General features: G+C 68.6%; 11 protein-coding genes. 4 read left to right on the forward strand and 7 right to left on the reverse strand.

The genetic code is table 11. The features are described 5' to 3' along the window. Nucleotides 1-42 precede the first annotated feature (42 nt). On the forward strand, nt 43-1,095 hold the full coding sequence (locus tag ACFV6V_RS28510; protein WP_385570560.1) for a hypothetical protein: 1,053 nt from the start codon (nt 43-45) through the stop codon (nt 1,093-1,095). An 11-nt stretch (nt 1,096-1,106) separates the two neighbouring features. On the opposite strand, the gene ACFV6V_RS28515 is transcribed toward ACFV6V_RS28510, so the two are convergent. The 3 genes from ACFV6V_RS28515 to ACFV6V_RS28525 all read right to left on the reverse strand — a co-directional run bounded on the left by ACFV6V_RS28515 (nt 1,107) and on the right by ACFV6V_RS28525 (nt 4,898). Then, complete coding sequence (locus tag ACFV6V_RS28515; protein ID WP_385570561.1) at nt 1,107-1,661, reverse strand: YbjN domain-containing protein; 555 nt, start codon at nt 1,659-1,661, stop codon at nt 1,107-1,109. Nucleotides 1,662-1,767: 106 nt separating this feature from the next. Continuing rightward, nucleotides 1,768-4,359 carry an ATP-dependent chaperone ClpB gene (gene clpB, locus ACFV6V_RS28520; protein ID WP_385570564.1) on the reverse strand — a complete coding sequence of 864 codons (2,592 nt, stop codon included), beginning with the start codon at nt 4,357-4,359 and terminating at the stop codon, nt 1,768-1,770. A gap of 221 nt (nt 4,360-4,580) precedes the next feature. Further along, complete coding sequence (locus ACFV6V_RS28525; protein ID WP_385570566.1) at nt 4,581-4,898, reverse strand: (2Fe-2S)-binding protein; 318 nt, start codon at nt 4,896-4,898, stop codon at nt 4,581-4,583. A gap of 382 nt (nt 4,899-5,280) precedes the next feature. Here ACFV6V_RS28525 and ACFV6V_RS28530 point away from each other — a divergent pair, with 382 nt between their 5' ends. Beyond that, nucleotides 5,281-6,300, forward strand: a complete 1,020-nt coding sequence (locus tag ACFV6V_RS28530; protein WP_385570568.1) for a helix-turn-helix transcriptional regulator — start codon at nt 5,281-5,283, stop codon at nt 6,298-6,300. A 132-nt stretch (nt 6,301-6,432) separates the two neighbouring features. On the opposite strand, the gene ACFV6V_RS28535 is transcribed toward ACFV6V_RS28530, so the two are convergent. From ACFV6V_RS28535 to dnaK, 4 genes are read right to left on the reverse strand one after another with little or no spacing between them, the layout of a single operon-like run. Then, nucleotides 6,433-6,891: a heat shock protein transcriptional repressor HspR gene (locus ACFV6V_RS28535; protein WP_385570571.1), complete on the reverse strand. Its 459-nt coding sequence runs from the start codon at nt 6,889-6,891 to the stop codon at nt 6,433-6,435. A gap of 4 nt (nt 6,892-6,895) precedes the next feature. Next, on the reverse strand, nt 6,896-8,086 hold the full coding sequence (gene dnaJ / locus ACFV6V_RS28540; RefSeq protein WP_385570573.1) for a molecular chaperone DnaJ: 1,191 nt from the start codon (nt 8,084-8,086) through the stop codon (nt 6,896-6,898). A 48-nt stretch (nt 8,087-8,134) separates the two neighbouring features. Beyond that, entirely contained in the window at nt 8,135-8,797 is a 663-nt protein-coding gene (gene grpE, locus ACFV6V_RS28545) for a nucleotide exchange factor GrpE (RefSeq protein ID WP_385570576.1), read from the reverse strand. Beyond that, complete coding sequence (gene dnaK, locus ACFV6V_RS28550; RefSeq protein ID WP_385570579.1) at nt 8,797-10,647, reverse strand: molecular chaperone DnaK; 1,851 nt, start codon at nt 10,645-10,647, stop codon at nt 8,797-8,799. The genes grpE and dnaK overlap by 1 nt, the downstream gene beginning before the upstream one ends. A gap of 234 nt (nt 10,648-10,881) precedes the next feature. Here dnaK and ACFV6V_RS28555 point away from each other — a divergent pair, with 234 nt between their 5' ends. Together ACFV6V_RS28555 and ACFV6V_RS28560 are read left to right on the forward strand one after the other, a co-directional pair. Continuing rightward, a complete protein-coding gene (locus tag ACFV6V_RS28555; protein WP_385570582.1) occupies nt 10,882-11,424 on the forward strand; it encodes a sugar transferase in 543 nt (180 codons plus the stop codon). Nucleotides 11,425-11,572: 148 nt separating this feature from the next. After that, complete coding sequence (locus ACFV6V_RS28560; protein ID WP_385570584.1) at nt 11,573-13,840, forward strand: (Fe-S)-binding protein; 2,268 nt, start codon at nt 11,573-11,575, stop codon at nt 13,838-13,840. The last annotated feature ends 138 nt before the right edge of the window (nt 13,841-13,978 follow it).

A 13,978-nucleotide genomic window follows, 5' to 3' on the forward strand; every position in this document is an offset into this window, starting at 1 on the left:
GCTCCGGCGCTCGGGCTGTTCGCGGCGGCGCGGCTGACGGGCATGGGTCTGATGGCCCTGTGGGCATGGCACATCGGGAAGTCCCCGAGGGCGCTGCTCGCCACCTCCTGGGACTCCGACTGGTACAGCCGGATCGCCGCCCACGGCTACGGGCGCACGCTGCACTGGCCGGACGGCGCCGTCCAGTCCGATCTCGCGTTCTTCCCGCTCTATCCGGGTCTTGTGCGGTCCCTGACGGCCGTGCTGCCGGTGACCGGGGGCACGGCGGGTCTCCTACTGTCCTGGACGGCGGCCGGGGCGGCGGCCTGGGGCGTGTACGCCCTGGTCGAGCGGCTCCACAACCGCCGTCTCGCGACCGTGGTGGTGCTGCTGTGGGGCCTGCTCCCGCACTCGATCGTGCTGACCATGGCGTACACCGAGCCCCTGCTGACCGCGTTCGCCGCCTGGTCGCTGTACGCCCTGGTGACCGGCCGGCCGCTGTGGGCGGCCTCGCTGGCGGCGCTGGCGGGGCTGACCCGGCCCAACGGGATCGCGGTCGCGGCGGCGGTGTGCGCCGTGTCCGCGTACCGGCTGTGCGCCCGCGGGAGGGAGGGTCCCATCTGGCGGCTGTGGGCCGCGGCGGCGCTGGCACCGGCCGGCTGGCTCGGCTATCTCCTGTGGGTCGGGCTGCGTACGGGCGATCCGCTCGGCGGCTACTTCGCCGTGCAGAGCGGCTGGACCTCACGCTTCGACCTGGGGGCGGGCTCGCTGCGGGTGGTGCGGTCGATGGTGACCGCACCGGCCTTCTTCGGCTTCCCCATGGCGCTGGTGATCACCTGTGCGGGCGTACTGCTGCTGGTGCTGCTCCTGCTGGAGCGACCCGCGCTGCCGCTCGCCGTCTACACCGGGGTGCTGGTGCTGATCACGGTCGGGGGCTCGGGCTTCTTCGAGTCCAAGCCGCGCTTCCTGCTGCCCGCGTTCCCGCTGCTGATCCCACTGGCGCTGGCCCTGACCCGGGCACGGCCAAGGGCGGCGATCACGGTGATCGCCGCCCTGGCCGCGGTGTCGTTCGGCTATGGGACCTATCTGCTGACGCTGGCCCCACTGGCGCTCTAGCGCTCCGAGCTTCAGCTCTCGTCGGCGGGCTTCTCGTCCGCCTCGCCCTCGGCCGCGGCGGGCTCGAGACCGAGCAGCTCCACGAGCCACTTGTCGAACTCGATCGAGGCACGCACCCAGCTCACCGTGGACGAGACGAAGTGCTCCAGGCTCACTCCGGTGCCGATCAGCATCTGCGCCTCACCGATGAGCCGGAGGGTCGGCTGGCCGCCGTCCTCCTCGTCCTCGTGGGTGTGCGTGTAGACCTTCGGCCACAGGGTGCGGCGGTTCCAGTCGTCGATCGCGTCCAGGATCTTCGCCCGGTCCTCGACGGCATGCGGCCGGTCGTAGAACGTACGCACCGAGAAGACCTGCTGCTCGTCCTCGCCGCGGAACATGAAGTACGTGCGGAAGTCCTCCCACGGCGCCGCGAGGTCACCCTCGTCGTCGGTGACGTACTTCAGTTCCATCTGGTCGAGAAGCTGCTTGACCAGGTCCTGGTCGGGCACCACGGGGCCCGGCGGCGGACCGGGCTGCGACTGGGGCTGGCCCCCGAAATTCGGAATCGAGGACGGGTCGATGCTCACGGGGTGATTCCCTTCGTACGGATGTGGCCATCCTCCCTTATGCCGGGCGGGGGCTGGCAACCCCCGCAGGCGCTTGATCCGTTCGTGTCCGGATCACCACCCCGCATCACCGCTCCGGGCCGACGAGCAGCCCGTCCCCGGACCGGTCGACACGCACGGTGTCGCCGTCCTTGATCTCGCCCGCCAGGATCTCCTTGGCCAGCCTGTCACCGATCGCGGTCTGGACGAGACGGCGCAACGGCCGGGCGCCGTACGCAGGGTCGTTGCCCTCCTCCGCGAGCCACTCCAGCGCCTGAGGGGTGACCTCCAGAGTGAGCCTGCGCTCGGCGAGCCGCCGGGCCAGGCGGTCGAGCTGGAGCTCGGCGATCCTCGCCAGCTCGTCCTTCGACAGGGCGGAGAACACCACCAGGTCGTCCAGCCGGTTGAGGAACTCCGGCTTGAAGGAGGCCCGCACGACCTCCAGGACCTGCCGCTTCTTGTCCTCCTCGCTGGTGAGGGGGTCCATCAGGAACTGGCTGCCCAGGTTGGAGGTCAGGATCAGGATGGTGTTGCGGAAGTCGACCGTGCGGCCCTGACCGTCCGTGAGGCGGCCGTCGTCCAGCACCTGGAGCAGGATGTCGAAGACCTCCGGGTGCGCCTTCTCCACCTCGTCGAGCAGCACCACGGTGTACGGGCGGCGGCGCACCGCCTCCGTGAGCTGGCCGCCCTCCTCGTAGCCGACGTAGCCGGGAGGCGCGCCGACCAGCCGGGCGACGGAGTGCTTCTCGCTGTACTCGGACATGTCGATACGGACCATGGCCCGCTCGTCGTCGAAGAGGAAGTCCGCCAGCGCCTTCGCCAGCTCGGTCTTGCCGACACCCGTCGGTCCGAGGAACAGGAACGACCCGGTGGGCCGGTCCGGGTCCGCGATACCCGCCCGGGAGCGGCGTACCGCGTCGGACACCGCCCGTACGGCCTCGGTCTGGCCGATCAGGCGCCTGCCCAGCTCGTCCTCCATGCGCAGCAGCTTCTGGGTCTCGCCCTCGAGCAGCCGTCCGGCCGGGATACCCGTCCAGGAGGCCACCACGTCAGCGATGTCGTCGGGGCCGACCTCCTCCTTGACCATGGTGTCCTTCGCGGCCTCCACCTGGGCCTCCGCCTCCGTGGCCTCGGCCAGCTCACGCTCCAGCGCCGGGATCTCCCCGTAGAGCAGCTTCGACGCCGTGTCGAAGTCGCCGTCGCGCTGGGCGCGCTCCGCCTGCCCGCGCAGGCTGTCGAGCCGCTCCTTGAGCTCACCGACGCGGTTGAGGGACTCCTTCTCCTTCTCCCAGCGGGCGGTGAGACCGCGCAGCTCCTCCTCGCGGTCGGCGAGGTCGCGGCGCAGCTTCTCCAGGCGCTGCTTGCTGGCCTCGTCGGTCTCGTTCTTGAGCGCGAGCTCCTCCATCCGCAGCCGGTCGACGGAGCGCTGGAGCTCGTCGATCTCGACCGGGGACGAGTCGATCTCCATCCGCAGCCGGGACGCGGACTCGTCCACCAGGTCGATGGCCTTGTCCGGCAGGAAGCGGGAGGTGATGTAGCGGTCGGAGAGGGTCGCAGCGGCGACCAGCGCGCTGTCCGCGATCTGCACCTTGTGGTGGGCCTCGTAGCGGCCCTTGAGCCCGCGCAGGATCGCGATGGTGTCCTCGACCGTGGGCTCGGCCACCAGCACCTGCTGGAAGCGCCGCTCCAGGGCCGCGTCCTTCTCGATCCGCTCGCGGTACTCGTCCAGCGTCGTGGCGCCGACCATGCGCAGCTCGCCGCGCGCCAGCATCGGCTTGAGCATGTTGCCCGCGTCCATCGCCGAGTCGCCGCCGGCGCCCGCGCCGACCACCGTGTGCAGCTCGTCGATGAAGGTGATGATCTGCCCGTCGCTCTCCTTGATCTCGGAGAGAACGGTCTTCAGCCGTTCCTCGAACTCACCCCGGTACTTCGCACCCGCGACCATCGCACCCAGATCGAGGGACACCAGGCGCTTGTTCCGCAGCGACTCCGGCACATCGCCCTTGACGATCCGCTGCGCCAGGCCCTCGACCACCGCGGTCTTGCCGACGCCGGGCTCACCGATGAGCACGGGATTGTTCTTGGTGCGGCGGGACAGCACCTGGACGACCCTGCGGATCTCGTGGTCCCGCCCGATGACCGGGTCGAGCTTGCCCTCGCGGGCCGCGGCCGTGAAGTCCGTACCGAACTTCTCCAGGGCCTTGTACTGGCCCTCCGGGTCGGCGGTGGTCACCCGTCGCGACCCCCGGGACTCCTGGAAGGCGGCCAGCAGCTTCTTCGCCGTGGCGCCCTGCGCGGACAGCACGTCGGCGCTGCGCCCGCCCTTGTCGGCGATACCGATCAGCAGATGCTCGGTCGAGAGGAACTCGTCGCCGAGCTCCTTGGCGCGGCGGTCCGCGTCGGCGATCACCGCGAGCAGCTCTCGGTTCGGCTGCGGGGGCGCGACGGTGGACCCGGTGACGCTGGGCAGGTCGGCGAGCACCCGCTCGGCCCCGGCCCGTACGGCCGCCTGGTCCGCGTCCACGGCGGCCAGCAGGTCGGTGATGTTCTCGTTGTCCTGACCCGCGAGGAGTGCGAGCAGGAGGTGCGCGGGGGTCAGATCCGGATGGCCCTCGGACACGGCTCGGCTGGAAGCGGCGTTGAGCGCATCCCGGCTCCTGTTGGTCAGCTCGGCGTCCACGTGCGGTTTCTCCTCCTTCGACTGTGCCCTGTATGCCCTGATATCTATGACTCATCCAACGTGCACAAAGTTGAGTCTATTCCACTCAAGGCGTTGCCGCGAAGGAGGACGCGGCACATGGGGAACGCAAAAAGCACAGCGGCGCCATCGTGTTTCAGGTCCACGATGGCGCCGCTGTGTGGGGGAAGCGCCTGAGCGATTTTGAACGACGGGGGAATCGCTCAGGCACTGCGGGGGGTGGTGGTGGTCTGCGATTCGACCAACTGGTGGTCGCGCTGATCGAGATTGACGAAAATCATGCCGTACCGGATGGCACAGCGGACGGGTTGCGGGGCCCCTCGGGGCCTCCGCAGGCAGCGGTAGGCACGGACATCCTCATCGTCGCCGCGGGCAACCACGATCGGCTCCCCGAACAGCGTGACCATCAGCGAGTCCCCACGGCCGGGGATGGCCGTGACGAGATCGATGAAGTGCCACCCTGATCGGTACGCGGTCGCCATCTCACGGCGGAAGACACGGTCGTCCGGAGGAGCACTCATGCTCCGACGCCCGCCGGGACGCTCTCCCAGGTGGGTTCACCCGGCATCGCGATCACCGAAGTAGGTGTCTTCTCCCATGTGGGCTCACCCGGCATCGCGGCCTTCGAAGCAGGTGCCGCCTCCCAAGTGGGTTCCACCGAGGCCTCGGCCGCCGACGTCGGCGCCGTCTCCCAGGTGGGCTCCCCGTTCACCGCGAGACCACCGAGAGCGGCCGCAACGGCTATTGCGCAAAGTGCACGAACCATCCTGGTCATCGCCGATCTCCACCTCTTTTGATCACTACCTCCTCCCCCGCGCCTAAGACGATGGCTCACTCCGACCGCTTCCACCAGCGAGTGCAGGCATCATGTTCCTGTAATTCAGGACCCTGAGGGGGGTGCACATGCATGCGAAAAGGGGCGATTCGGGAGACAAGCACAGTCACGACGAGCTGTGCGAGGCGGGGAAAAACCTCTATGCGTCCGCTCTGCGCAGTGGGCGCATAGCCCGAGCCGAGGTGGCCGAAGCGCCCTGCCTGGTCGAACTGGCCATGCTGCGCCCGGATCCGGAGGACGCCGAATGGCTCCGTCCGGTTCCGCCGTCCATCGCGCTGCACCAGCTGATATACCCCATCGAGCGGGAGATCCAAGAGCGAAGACGACTCACGATGTCGCTCACGGACTCGTTCGAGCCATTTATGACGCTGAGTCCGCACGACCCGTCCACCACGCACGCCATCACGGTGCTCGAGGGCCTGAGCGTGATCAACACGACGCTGGACCGCGTCATCGCCGAGTGCACCGAGGAGCTGCTGACCGTACAGCCCGGCAGCGGACGCAGGCCCGCCACTCTGCAGGACGGACTGCGGCGGGTCGAGACCCTCATCGACCGGGGTGTCCGGATGCGGACGCTCTATCAGCACACCGCGCGCCACAACCCGTCCACGATGGCCTACGTCGAGCGGGTCGCCCCTTACGGCGCGGAGGTCCGCACCCTCGAGGAGATCATCGACCGGCTCATCATCGTCGACCGGAAAGTCGCCTTCATACCGGCCCGCAGCGACCGCCGGGCCGCGCTGGAGCTGCGCCACGAGGGCCTGGTGCAGTATCTCGTCGGCGTCTTCGACCAGTTCTGGCTGCACGGCGTGCCCTGGGACGACCATGTCGTCTCCTACACCCCGGAACTGGACGGCATCAGCGGGGTGCAGCGCTCCATAGCCAAGCTCCTGGTCGACGGCCACGTCGACGAGGCCATCGCCCGCCGTCTCGGGATGAACGTCCGCACCTGCCGCGCCCACATCGCCAAGCTGGCCTCCGCGCTCGGCAGTGGTTCGCGCGCGCAACTCGGCTTCCTCATCGCCCGCTCGGGAATCCTGGAGCAGGACGAACCGGGGGAGCACGCCGAAGCGACGGAACCGGCCTGAGGGAAAGGCCCGGTCGGCCCAACCGGCCCGACCAGCCCTCGTCATGCATCAGCGCCGACCTGCGCGAAGGGGCTGGGGGAACCAAACCCCAGCCCCTTCCGCACGTCCTCGGACCACCTTTTCAGGCGCCCGTCACGTGTCCCGCCTCGGCTGCTTCGGCCGCCACACCACCAGCGCACTGGCCTGCTGCACATCCTGGTACGGCACCAGATCGCGCCGGTACGACGCGTGCACCTGCGCCTCGCGCTGTTGCATCGCCGCCGCCGCTCCCTCGACCGCCGCGGACAGCTCGGCGACGCGGGCCTGGAGCGCGGCAACCTGGTGCTCCAGCTCGATGATGCGTTTGATGCCGGCGAGGTTGATGCCCTCGTCCTGGGACAGCGCCTGCACCTGGCGGAGCAGTTCGATGTCACGGGCCGAGTAGCGCCTGCCCCGGCCGGCGGTACGGTCGGGGGAGACCAGGCCGAGGCGGTCGTACTGCCGCAGGGTCTGCGGGTGCAGACCGGAGAGCTGGGCCGCCACCGAGATGACGTACACCGGTGTCTCGTCCGTCAGCTGGTATGGATTACGGCGTCGGCCGTCCCTCTCCATGAGGTCACGCTCCCTTCGCAGCCTGGAACAGTTCTGCCCGTGGATCCGTGTCCCCAGTCGCCTTCCGGTAGGCCTCCAGCGCCTCCCGCGCCTCGTCGCCGAGCTCCTTCGGGACCGCGACCTCCACGGTGACCAGCAGGTCGCCGCGGGTGCCGTCCTTGCGGACGGCGCCCTTGCCGCGGGCCCGCATCGTACGGCCGTTGGGGGTGCCGGCGGGGAGTTTCAGCGTGACCGGGGGGCCGCCGAGGGTCGGGACCTTCACCTCGCCGCCGAGGGCCGCCTCCGCGAAGGTGACCGGCACGGTGACGGTGAGGTTGTCGCCCTTGCGGCCGAACACCGGGTGCGTGTCGACATGGACCACGACATAGAGATCACCGGCCGGTCCGCCGCGCTCGCCCGGGGTGCCCTTGCCGCGCAGCCGGATCCGCTGCCCGTCGGAGACCCCCGCCGGGATGCGGACCTGCATGGTGCGCGAGGACTTGGCACGGCCGCTGCCGTGGCAGATCTCGCACGGGTTCTCGGCGATGAGGCCGCGGCCCTTGCAGTCCATGCAGGGGTCGGTCAGCGAGAACGAGCCGCTGCCGCCACGGGATACCTGTCCGGTGCCGACACAGGTCGGGCACACCCGCGGTGTGCCGTTCTTGTCGCCGGTGCCCGAACACGCCTTGCAGGGCTGCTGGCTGGACATCCGCAGCGGGACCGTGGCTCCGTCCACCGCCTCGGTGAAGCTGAGCGTCACCTCGGACTCGATGTCCTGGCCGCGGCGGGGCTGGGTACGCGTGCCCGCGCCCGCACCGCGGTTGAACAGCCCGCCGAAGACATCGCCGAGTCCGCCGCCACCGCCGCCGAAGCCGCCCGCGGCACCGCCGCCTCCGCCCTGGGCACCCCCGAAGAGGTCACTCAGGTCGAAGTTGAAGGTGCCGCCGGCACCGGGGCCACCGGCCCGGAAGCCACCGTTGCCGAAGAGGGCGCGGGCCTCGTCGTACTCCTTGCGCCGCTTGGCGTCGCCGAGCACGTCATTCGCCTCGGAGATCTCCTTGAAGCGCTCCTCGGCCTTGGCGTCACCCTTGTTGGCGTCCGGGTGGAACTCGCGGGCGAGCTTGCGGTACGCCTTCTTGATCTCGGCATCGGTGGCGTCCTTGGGGACGCCGAGAACCTTGTAGTAGTCCTTCTCCACGAAGTCCTTCGTGCTCATCGACGTCCCTCCTTCCGGACCTGTCCCTGCTCGTGAGCAGTGGTCGCGTCAGCCCTCGTCCGGGCCACCGCTCTCCTCGTCGGCCGAAGCCTGCTCCTCCTTCTGCGCCGCGGGCGTCGCACCCGGCTGGGGCTCGGCCACCGCGACCCGCGCGGGACGGATGGTCCGCTCCCCGATCCGGTAACCCGGCTGAAGGATCGCCACACAGGTCGTCTCGGTGACATCCGGTGCGTACGAGTGCATCAGGGCCTCGTGGACCGTCGGGTCGAAGGGCTCGCCCTCCTTGCCGAACTGCTGGAGACCCATCTTGGCGGCGACCGTCTCCAGCGATTCGGCCACCGACTTGAAGCCGCCGACCAGCTCGCCGTGGTCACGGGCGCGACCGATGTCGTCGAGGACGGGCAGGAGCTCGGTCAGGAGCTGCGCGACGGCGATCTCCTTGACCGTGATCCGGTCCCGCTCCACCCTGCGGCGGTAGTTCTGGTACTCGGCCTGGATCCGCTGGAGGTCCAGGGTGCGCTCGTTGAGCGCGGTACGGACCTGGTCCAGCTGGGCCGTCAGACCCGCCTGGGCGGTGCTGTTCTGTGCTGTGTCCCCGGCCGGGGCCGCCCCCTCCTCCGCAGAGGGGGAGGCGGCCTGCGCCGCGTCTTCGGGTGTGGCACCGGAGGGGACGTCAGGCTTCTCCTCGAAGCCCGGGGTCTCCTCCGACATCAGGCAGCGCCGCCCTTCTGGTCCTTCTCGTCGTCGACGATCTCGGCGTCGACCACGTCGTCGGCCTCATCGGCCTTGGCCTGCCCGGCACCTGCCTCGCCGGCACCGCCCGCGGCCTGCGCGTCCGCGTACATGGCCTGGCCGAGCTTCTGCGAGACCGCCGCGACCTTCTCGGTGGCGGTGCGGATCTCCGCGGTGTCCTCGCCCTTGAGCTTCTCCTTGAGCTCGGTCACCGCCGTCTCGACCTCGGTCTTGATCTCGCCCGGGACCTTCTCCTCGTTGTCCTTGAGGAACTTCTCGGTCTGGTAGACGAGCTGCTCGGCCTGGTTGCGGGTCTCGGCGGCCTCGCGGCGGCGGTGGTCCTCCTCCGCGTACTGCTCGGCCTCCTGGCGCATCCGGTCGACCTCGTCCTTGGCGAGCGAAGAACCGCCGGTGACGGTCATCTTCTGCTCCTTGCCCGTGCCGAGGTCCTTCGCGGTCACGTGCATGATGCCGTTGGCGTCGATGTCGAAGGACACCTCGATCTGCGGGACACCGCGCGGGGCCGGCGGGAGGCCGGTCAGCTCGAACATGCCGAGCTTCTTGTTGTACGCGGCGATCTCGCGCTCGCCCTGGTAGACCTGGATCTGCACGGACGGCTGGTTGTCCTCGGCCGTCGTGAAGATCTCGGAGCGCTTGGTCGGGATCGTGGTGTTGCGCTCGATCAGCTTGGTCATGATGCCGCCCTTGGTCTCGATACCGAGGGACAGCGGAGTCACGTCGAGGAGCAGTACGTCCTTGACCTCACCCTTGAGCACACCGGCCTGGAGGGTGGCACCGATGGCCACGACCTCGTCCGGGTTCACACCCTTGTTGGCCTCCTTGCCGCCGGTCAGCTCCTTGACGAGCTCGGCGACGGCGGGCATACGGGTCGAACCACCGACGAGGACCACGTGGTCGATCTCGGAGAGCTGGATGCCCGCGTCCTTGATCACGTTGTGGAACGGAGTCTTGCAGCGGTCCAGCAGGTCGGCCGTGAGCTGCTGGAACTGGGCGCGCGTGAGCTTCTCGTCCAGGTGCAGCGGGCCCTCGGCGGACGCCGTGATGTAGGGCAGGTTGATCGTCGTCTCGGTCGAGGACGAGAGCTCGATCTTCGCCTTCTCGGCGGCCTCACGCAGACGCTGGAGCGCCATCTTGTCCTTGGACAGGTCGACGCCGTGACCGTTGGCGAACTGCTTCACCAGGTAGTCGACGACGCGCTGGTCCCAGTCGTCACCACCGAGGTGGTTGTCTCCGTTGGTGGCCTTCACCTCGACGACACCGTCGCCGATCTCCAGCAGCGAGACGTCGAAGGTACCGCCACCGAGGTCGAAGACCAGGATGGTCTGGTCGTCCTTGTCGAGGCCGTAGGCGAGAGCGGCGGCCGTCGGCTCGTTGACGATGCGCAGGACGTTGAGGCCCGCGATCTCACCGGCCTCCTTGGTGGCCTGGCGCTCGGAGTCGTTGAAGTACGCCGGGACGGTGATCACCGCGTCGGTGACCTTCTCGCCCAGGTAGGACTCGGCGTCACGCTTCAGCTTCTGCAGGATGAACGCGGAGATCTGCTGCGGGTTGAAGTTCTTCCCGTCGAGCTCGATCTTCCAGTCCGTACCCATGTGGCGCTTCACGGACCTGATGGTCCGGTCCACATTGGTGACCGCCTGACGCTTGGCGACCTCGCCGACCAGCACCTCACCGTTCTTGGCGAAGGCGACGACGGACGGCGTGGTCCTGGCGCCCTCGGCGTTGGTGATGACGGTGGGCTCGCCGCCCTCCAGAACGCTGACGACGGAGTTAGTCGTGCCCAGGTCGATGCCGACCGCACGTGCCATTTCGATTCCTCCATAGGACTTGAGTGCAACTCACTCAAGGATGCACCACCCGCCTCAGAGAGTCAACAGACCTGAGTCGACATGACTCAACTATGGTGCGCGCCGGGACGTCCCGCGCCTGCCCCGGCGCGGCCTGCGCACAGCTCCACCATCACCGTGCCATGGTTCTCGCCGAAGCACCCGAAAAGATGACAGAACGGACAGTGGGAGTCAGGTGAGACCCAGGTGAGAGCCATGCACCCGGTGCAGCCCAAGCGACTTCTCGACCTGCTTGCCGGCACCGCACTGCTGGCCATCACCGCACCCCTGCTGGTCGCCGCCGCCTGCGCCGCGGTGCTGCTGCGGCGCCCCGGAGGTGCGTATGTACACGAGACCAGAGCAGGGCTGCACGGGCGGCGCATCGTCATCCGCTCCCTGCGCACCCGCCGCTTCCGGCTCGATCTGCTGTCCCGGCTGCCACACGTCGTACGCGGCGAACTGTCCCTGGTCGGCCCGGCCGCACTGGCGCCCGACCACCCACGCGCGGCGGCGCCCTGGCGGCAGACGGTCAAACCGGGCCTGACGGGACTCGCACAGCTCGCCCGGCACTCCACCATGCCCTGGTACGAGGCCGCGCTCCTCGACCAGCACTATGTGGAGCACCATGGGATGGGACTCGACCTGGTCATCCTGCTGCGCACCCCCGGCGGGATGCGCCACCGCGGCCCGGCGCGCTCCGGACGGCGGCGGGTCAGGCGGCGCTCACAGCGGCGCCCCGCCCCTACGTACTCAGGGTGACCTGAGCGACGCAGATCACCGCGTGCGCAACTACAGTGCGGCGGAATATCTGGGTAGTCTCAGCACGGACTAAATAAGTTACCGCTTAGTAGGCATCAGCGTCTGGTAAGCGCCGGATTCCCCACCTCGCAGGCCCGAGGAGCCCCACATGCAACTCGCCGCGATCATCGTGTCGCTGGTTCTGATCGTGGTAGGCGTGGCCCTGTTCGGCCGCGCCATCATCAAGATCTACAACTTCCTGCGGCTCGGCCAGAACGTGCCCGCGGGCACCCGCACCGACAACCCGTACCAGCGCACCGTCACCCTGGTCCGGGAGTTCGTCGGACACACCCGGATGAACCGCTGGGGCATCGTCGGCGTCGCGCACTGGTTCGTGGCGGTGGGCTTCCTCACTCTGCTGCTGACGATCGTCAACGCCATCGGCCAGCTCTTCCAGGCCGATTGGATCCTGCCGGTCATCGGCGACTGGGCGCCGTACAACGTCTACGTCGAGTTCATGGGCACGATGACGGTGCTCGGCATCCTCGTGCTGATCGTGATCCGCCAGCTGAGCAAGCCGGACAAGCCGGGCCGCAAGTCCCGCTTCGCCGGCTCCAACTTCGGCCAGGCGTACTTCGTCGAAGCCGTCATCCTCATCGTCGGCGTCTGCATCTTCATGCTGCACGCGCTGGAGGGCGCGCAGCACCACGTGGAGGGCTACGAGGCCTCGTTCTTCATCTCGTACCCGGTGGTGTCGTGGCTGGAGGGCATGGACGTCTCCACGCTCCAGAACCTCACCTACTTCTTCGCGGGCCTGAAGATCGCGACCTCCTTCATCTGGATGATCACGGTCTCCCTCAAGACCGACATGGGCGTGGCCTGGCACCGCTTCCTCGGCTTCCCGAACATCTGGTTCAAGCGCAACGCGACCGGTGAGACCTCGCTCGGCGCACTGCTGCCGATGACCTCCGCCGGCAAGCCGATCGACTTCGAGGACCCGGGCGAGGACGACGTCTTCGGCGTCAGCCAGGTGGAGCAGTTCTCCTGGAAGGGCATCCTCGACTTCTCGACCTGCACCGAGTGCGGTCGCTGCCAGTCGCAGTGCCCCGCGTGGAACACCGGCAAGCCGCTCTCCCCGAAGCTGCTCATCATGTCGCTGCGCGACCACGCGCACGCCAAGGCGCCGTATCTGCTCGCGGGCGGCGGCAAGACCATGGAGGGCGAGGAGAAGGCCACCGAGGAGCAGCTCAAGGACGTCCCGGCCGCGGCCCTCGCCGAGGCCGAGCGCCCGCTGATCGGCACCGCCGAGGAGAACGGCGTCATCGACCCGGACGTGCTGTGGTCCTGCACCACCTGCGGTGCGTGCGTGGAGCAGTGCCCGGTCGACATCGAGCACATCGACCACATCGTCGACATGCGCCGCTACCAGGTGATGATCGAGTCCGCGTTCCCGTCCGAGGCGGGCACGATGCTCAAGAACCTGGAGAAGAAGGGCAACCCCTGGGGCCTGGCCAAGAAGCAGCGTCTCGAGTGGACCAAGGAGGTCGACTTCGAGATCCCGGTGGTCGGCAGGGACGTCGAGGACCTCACCGAGGTCGACTACCTGTACTGGGTCGGCTGTGCCGGCGCCCTGGAGGACCGCGCCAAGAAGACCACCAAGGCCTTCGCGGAGCTGCTGCACATCGCGGGCGTCAAGTTCGCGATCATGGGCGGCGAGGAGAAGTGCACCGGTGACTCGCCGCGCCGCCTCGGCAACGAGTTCCTGTTCCAGCAACTCGGCGCGGAGAACGTCGCGATGCTGAACATGGCGTTCGGCGAGGACGACGAGGACGACGCGACCAGGAAGCCGAAGTCGGCGAAGAAGATCGTCGCGACCTGCCCGCACTGCTTCAACACCATCGCGAACGAGTACCCGCAGCTCGGCGGCGAGTACGAGGTCATCCACCACACCCAGCTGCTCCAGCACCTCATCGACGAGGGCAAGCTGGTCCCGGTGACGCCGGTCGAGGGTCTGATCACGTACCACGACCCCTGCTACCTGGGCCGCCACAACAAGGTCTACACCCCGCCGCGCGAGATCATCGCCAAGGTGCCGGGCCTGCGGAACGAGGAAATGCACCGCCACAAGGAGCGCGGCTTCTGCTGTGGCGCCGGTGGTGCCCGCATGTGGATGGAGGAGCGGATCGGCAAGCGCATCAACACCGAGCGGGTGGACGAGGCGCTGTCGCTGAACCCGGACATCGTGTCCACCGCCTGCCCGTTCTGCCTGGTCATGCTCACGGACTCCGTGAACGGCAAGAAGAACGACGGCAAGGCCAAGGAGAGCCTCCAGGTCGTGGACGTGGCGCAGCTGCTCCTCGACTCCGTCAGGACGCCGGTCGACCCGGCGGGCGAGGCGGAGGCGGAGAACGAGCCCGAGCCGGAACCGGTGAAGTGACCACGGCGTCGTTTGTTCCGTAGCACGGAAGCGGCCGGACCTGCCTCGGGGGCCGGGGCCGCCCCCCGGGCCTGTTTAAGGTTTAGGGGGTTACGCGAATAAACTGTGACCAGGACCCAGCCAGACCCCCCCAGAAAC

The sequence above is a fragment of the Streptomyces sp. NPDC059828 genome (genome assembly GCF_042731955.1).
Lineage (GTDB): Bacteria > Actinomycetota > Actinomycetes > Streptomycetales > Streptomycetaceae > Streptomyces.